This is a genomic window from Teichococcus deserti (genome assembly GCF_001982615.1).
Lineage (GTDB): Bacteria > Pseudomonadota > Alphaproteobacteria > Acetobacterales > Acetobacteraceae > Pseudoroseomonas > Pseudoroseomonas deserti.
The window spans coordinates 1-4,473 of the sequence record NZ_MLCO01000527.1 but is presented as its reverse complement, the minus strand read 5'-3'; the positions used below and the strand labels follow the sequence as shown (position 1 = coordinate 4,473).

Annotated in this window: 5 protein-coding genes and 1 pseudogene; 3 read left to right on the top strand and 3 right to left on the bottom strand. The window is 72.1% G+C overall.

Features of this window, described 5'->3' with window-relative positions:
- Nucleotides 1-474 precede the first annotated feature (474 nt).
- Nucleotides 475-663: a hypothetical protein gene (locus BKE38_RS29765; RefSeq protein ID WP_076960684.1), complete on the top strand. Its 189-nt coding sequence runs from the start codon at nucleotides 475-477 to the stop codon at nucleotides 661-663.
- A gap of 10 nt (nucleotides 664-673) precedes the next feature.
- The gene (locus BKE38_RS29760) at nucleotides 674-1,537 is read left to right on the top strand and encodes a DMT family transporter (protein WP_083747971.1); all 864 of its coding nucleotides are present in this window, start codon (nucleotides 674-676) and stop codon (nucleotides 1,535-1,537) included.
- Between the two features lie 91 nt (nucleotides 1,538-1,628).
- Here the strand turns inward: BKE38_RS29760 and minE are convergent, their stop codons facing one another.
- Genes minE through minC form a run of 3 tightly spaced genes read right to left on the bottom strand, consistent with a single transcriptional unit; the run spans nucleotide 1,629 to nucleotide 3,564 of the window.
- Complete coding sequence (gene minE, locus BKE38_RS29755; RefSeq protein ID WP_076960682.1) at nucleotides 1,629-1,940, bottom strand: cell division topological specificity factor MinE; 312 nt, start codon at nucleotides 1,938-1,940, stop codon at nucleotides 1,629-1,631.
- Nucleotides 1,937-2,755 carry a septum site-determining protein MinD gene (gene minD, locus BKE38_RS29750; RefSeq protein ID WP_076960681.1) on the bottom strand — a complete coding sequence of 273 codons (819 nt, stop codon included), beginning with the start codon at nucleotides 2,753-2,755 and terminating at the stop codon, nucleotides 1,937-1,939. The genes minE and minD overlap by 4 nt, the downstream gene beginning before the upstream one ends.
- Before the next feature lie 59 nt (nucleotides 2,756-2,814).
- Nucleotides 2,815-3,564: a septum site-determining protein MinC gene (gene minC / locus BKE38_RS29745; RefSeq protein ID WP_076960680.1), complete on the bottom strand. Its 750-nt coding sequence runs from the start codon at nucleotides 3,562-3,564 to the stop codon at nucleotides 2,815-2,817.
- Between the two features lie 559 nt (nucleotides 3,565-4,123).
- Here minC and BKE38_RS29740 point away from each other — a divergent pair.
- Nucleotides 4,124-4,473, top strand: a pseudogene (locus tag BKE38_RS29740) (hypothetical protein); the annotation flags it as partial.

The following is a 4,473-nucleotide window of genomic DNA, read 5'->3' as shown; positions in this document are numbered from 1 at the left end:
GGGGAAAGGGTCGGGCTGTCCTACGAATTCGAGTACTGACGGGCAGCAAGCATCCGGGGGAATGAATTCCCCCGGGCCCCCTTCTCTTTCTCTCCGTGCTGCCGCCCAGGGGGGCACCGTGGGGCACCCACGGCCCAGTCCCACGCAAGATTTTTTTGCGGGCGCGAACTGGGCGAGACGCCCCGTCAGCACAGCCGACTTTCGAAACCATCCACAGCGGCACGCATCCCTCCGGCGCGCTGCGCCCCGTTCCGCGCGCGGCCTGGCTGCGCTATCCTGCGGCCCATGGATGCAACGCAGGCGAGCCTCGTGACGCGGCGTCCGGCAGGCCCGAGCCCTGCCGGCGGCAGCGCCATGCCCCGCCGCCACGCCGCCGCCGCACCCTAGCTCCATCGCCCTGCCGCCGCCTGCTTCCGCCCGGGCGACCCTGCCCCGGGCGGCGAAACAGGTTTTGACCCCGAGGAACCCCTGCCCATGCGCGCTTTCGACGGCCAGATCTCCGGCAACCGCCCCATCTCCCGCTCGCCCGAGGAAAAGAAGCGCCAGCTGCGCGAGCTCAAGGAGGCCCTGGCCGCCCTGAAGCCCCACGCCGCCGCGACCCTGCGCGAGTCGCTGACCGCCAAGATCAAGGCCCTCGAGACCGAGCTCGCCGGCCGCCGCTGAGCCTGCCCGCGTGAGACCCCGTCGCCCGCCCTCCGCCGCGCTGGTGGGCATGGGGCTGATGCTGCTGGCGGCGCTCTGCGGCGCCGGCGTCAATGCCTGCTACCGGGCGGCGCTGCGCGACGGGCTGCCGGTGCCGCTGGTGCCCTTCGCCCGCGGCGCCATCACCCTGGCCGTCCTCACCCCCTGGATCCTGCGCAGCGGCCCGGTGGCAGCGCTGGCCACCCGCCGGCCGCTGCTGCACCTGGCGCGCGGCGGGGCGGGCATCGCCACCTTCCTGCTGCAACTGCTGGCGATCCTCTGGCTGCCGCTGGCCGATGCCGTGGCGATGATGTCCGCGCGGCCCCTCTGGGTCCTGCCGCTGGCCGCCCTGCTGCTGCATGAGCGGGTGCGCCGCGACCGGGCGCTGGCCGCCGGCATCGGCTTCATCGGCGTGCTGATCATCGCCCAGCCGGGCGGCGAGCTGTCGCTGGGGACACCGGCCGCCATGGCCGCCGGCCTGTGCAGCGGGCTGGTGCTGATCACCTTCAAGAAGCTCTCGACCACCGAGCCGCCGGCCCGCGTCATCGCCTGGTACGCGGCGCTGTCGGTGCTGTTCTGGGGCCCGGTCTCCGCCTTCGTCTGGCAGATGCCCAGCCTCTTCGCGCTGGCGATGCTGGTGGGGGGGACGATCTTCGCGCTGGTCTCCGACCTCTGCGCCTCGGCCGCGGCGCGGCGGGCGGAAGTCGGGCTGCTGGCGCCCGTCGAATATGCGCAGATCCCGGCCAGCGCCATGGTCGGCTGGGCCGTCTATGCCGAGCAGCCAGGCTGGGGGCTGCTGCTGGGCACGCTCGCCATGCTGGCGGCGACCCTCTATCTCGTGCGCCGCGCCCGCTGAACGGGACGCCTGCTCCGGCGGGGGCCGGGCGCGTGGTAAGGCATTGCGGCGGGGGGTCCGCCGTCGGGAAGAAGGTAGCCGGGCCGTCCTTTCAGACGGCCGGGCGGCCTGCGGCGGCGGCGTCGCGGCCGGTCGGCGGCGGGGCCGCCGGCGGCAGCTCCACCTCGATCGCCAGCGTGCTCATGTCGCCGCCGCGGTCGAGCGAGACATTCACCGCCTTCGGATCGATGGCGACATAGCGCGCCACCACCTGGATCAGCTCGCGCTGCAGCCGCGGCAGGAAGTCGTCGCCGCTGCGGTTGATGCGCTCATGCGCGAGCACGATCTGCAGCCGCTCCTTCGCCGCCCCCGCCGTGGTGGCCGGGGGCTTGCGGTTGCCGCGGAAGACGTCGAGCCAGCTCATGCAGCCCTCCCACCAAACAGCCGGGACAGGAAGCCCTTCTTCTCCGGGTCGATGAAGCGGTGCGGCCGGTCCTCGCCGAGGAAGCGGGCCACCGCGTCCTTATAGGCCGTCCCGGCGCTGGACGCCTCATCCATGATCACCGGATTGCCGGTGTTGGAGGCCTTCAGCACGCTCTCGCTCTCCGGGATGACGCCCAGCAGCGGGATCGCCAGGATCTCGCGAATATCCTCGAGCTTCAGCATCTCGCCGCGCTCGACGCGGTTGGCGTCGTAGCGGGTGACCAGGAGATGCTCCTTGACCGGGTCCTTCTTCTCCTCGGCGCGGCGCGACTTGGACTGCAGCACGCCGAGGATCCGGTCGGAATCACGCACCGAGGAGACCTCGGGATTGGTCACCACGATCGCCTGGTCGGCGAAGTAGAGCGCCAGCAGCGCGCCCTTCTCGATGCCGGCGGGGCTGTCGCACAGGATGTAGTCGAAGTCCTGGCTCAGCTCCTCGATGATCTGGGCGACGCCCTCGCGGGTCAGCGCATCCTTGTCCCGCGTCTGGCTGGCCGGCAGGATCGACAGCGTGTCGACCCGCTTGTCGCGGATCAGCGCCTGGTTGAGCTTCGCCTCGCCGTTGATCACGTTGACGATGTCGAAGACGACGCGCCGCTCGACGCCCATGATGAGGTCGAGGTTGCGCAGACCGACGTCGAAGTCGATGACCGCCGTCTTCTTGCCGCTCTGGGCGAGACCGGTGGCGAAGGCGGCGGAGCTTGTGGTCTTGCCGACCCCTCCCTTGCCGGACGTCACCACGATCACTTGCGCCATGAGTATCTCCCTCTGTTCCGATAGGTCTGAGCCAGTAGCCCTGGGCAGCGCGTCGGGGCTCAGCCCAACCGGTCGAATCGCATGTTCTCGCCGATCAGCCGCACCTGCACGGGCTTGCCGATCGGGGCATCCGTCAGCCCTTCCCGCACCGCGTAGTAGCCCGCGATCGAGACCAGCTCCGGATCGAAGTTCAGCGCGAAGACCCGCGCCTCCATGTTGTCGGCCCCGCCGGCGATGGCGCGGCCCCTGAGCGCGCCATAGACGTGCAGGTTGCCATCCGCAATCACCTCGGCCCCCGGATTGACCGTGCCGTTGATGATCAGGTCGGCGCCCTGCGCCCAGATCCGCTGCCCGGCGCGCACCGCGTGGTCGATCACCATGGTCGGCCGCATCGAGCCCGGCGGCAGCGGCTCGGGCGCCGCGGCGGCGGCCGGGGCGGCTGGCGCCGGCGCCATCTCCACCGGCTCGTCCTTGCCGCCGGCGGCGCGGACCGGCGGCAGGCCGGCGCCCTGGGCGGCCGCGCGCAGCTCCGGCGAGCCGCCGACGGTGCCGATGGGCATGATCTCGATGGCGCGCAGCTCGTTGACCAGCGTGACGAAGTCGACCTCATGCGGCGCGACGTTCAGGTCGTCGAGCCCGATCACCAGCGGCGCGAAGCGCAGGAAGCCGGGGGCGCGGCGGAACTGGTCGGCGATCGCGGGCACGATCACCTCCGCGCGCGGGTCCAGCAGCCGGAGCACCAGCAGGTTGAAATTCGCGCCCCGCAGCCGGAATGGCTCAAGGCGGGGATTGAGGGCGGGCGCTGACATCGGCTCTGGTGACGGTCCTGGATGGGTCTTCGTGGCTGGAACGGAGTCTCGGTCGACCTGACTCTGGCAAGATGATCCTGCCAGACGACTGTGGCAGAAAGCGCGGCGCAGCGGAAACCGGTCCTGCCGCCGCCGCTCGGGCAAGCGGCCCCCCCTGGCTTCCACGGGGGTCGGGTTATTGGGCATCCATCCGGCGGAGCGCCTGCCGGATGGGCATTCTGCCACCGATGGCCTCCCGGACTGCCAGGATTTCTTCATCTATACATGGGGGACCGGGCGAGGCGAAGGCCGGGCCGTGCAAAGCGCCGTCAGATTGCCTGCGCCGGCGGTGATTTTTGCCGTGCGACGTGGGCGATCGGCCACAGCCCCGGTCGCGCCTCTCCCCGGCATGGCGTTTGCAAAGCTGCTGGCGTCCATTCCCGGGAGACCCCGTCATGCCGCATCCGCACCCTTGCCTGAGGCAGCGCCGCCCGCTGCGGAAGACGGGGGGCGCCGCGTGGCGCGAGCATCCGGGCCGGCCCGGGGAGGCACACCGTCCGGCCCGCGAAAGCGGCTTGCGATGATCGCGGTGCCGCCGCTGACGCCCCGCGGCCAGCGCAGCGCCGTCCGGTCCCTGAGCCACCCGGCCTCGCCCGCCGAGCTGGCAGCCCGGCGCCAGGCCGATTCCGCCGCGCTCCGCGCCGCCCGGCCGGGCAAGCTGGACCTGGCCTATGCCGCCACGGCCGAATGCCGCTGGGACCTCTACCCGGCGCTGGCGCCCGACGCCCCGGTGCTGGTGCTGCTGCCGGGCGACGACTGGCAGGGCAGCCGGCTGGGCGCGGGCGCCGTGGCCCAGGGGCTGCTGGCGCATGGCTGGGCCGCCGCCCTGCCCGGCCACAGCCCGGCGCCCGGCGCCAGCCTGACCCGCAT

Bases quoted from the DNA above. Each gene is read 5' to 3' on its own strand.
- BKE38_RS29765 (WP_076960684.1), top strand. From the start codon at position 475: ATGCGCGCTTTCGACGGCCAGATCTCCGGCAACCGCCCCATCTCCCGC.
- minE (WP_076960682.1), bottom strand. From the start codon at position 1,940: ATGAGCTGGCTCGACGTCTTCCGCGGCAACCGCAAGCCCCCGGCCACC.
- minD (WP_076960681.1), bottom strand. From the start codon at position 2,755: ATGGCGCAAGTGATCGTGGTGACGTCCGGCAAGGGAGGGGTCGGCAAG.
- minC (WP_076960680.1), bottom strand. From the start codon at position 3,564: ATGTCAGCGCCCGCCCTCAATCCCCGCCTTGAGCCATTCCGGCTGCGG.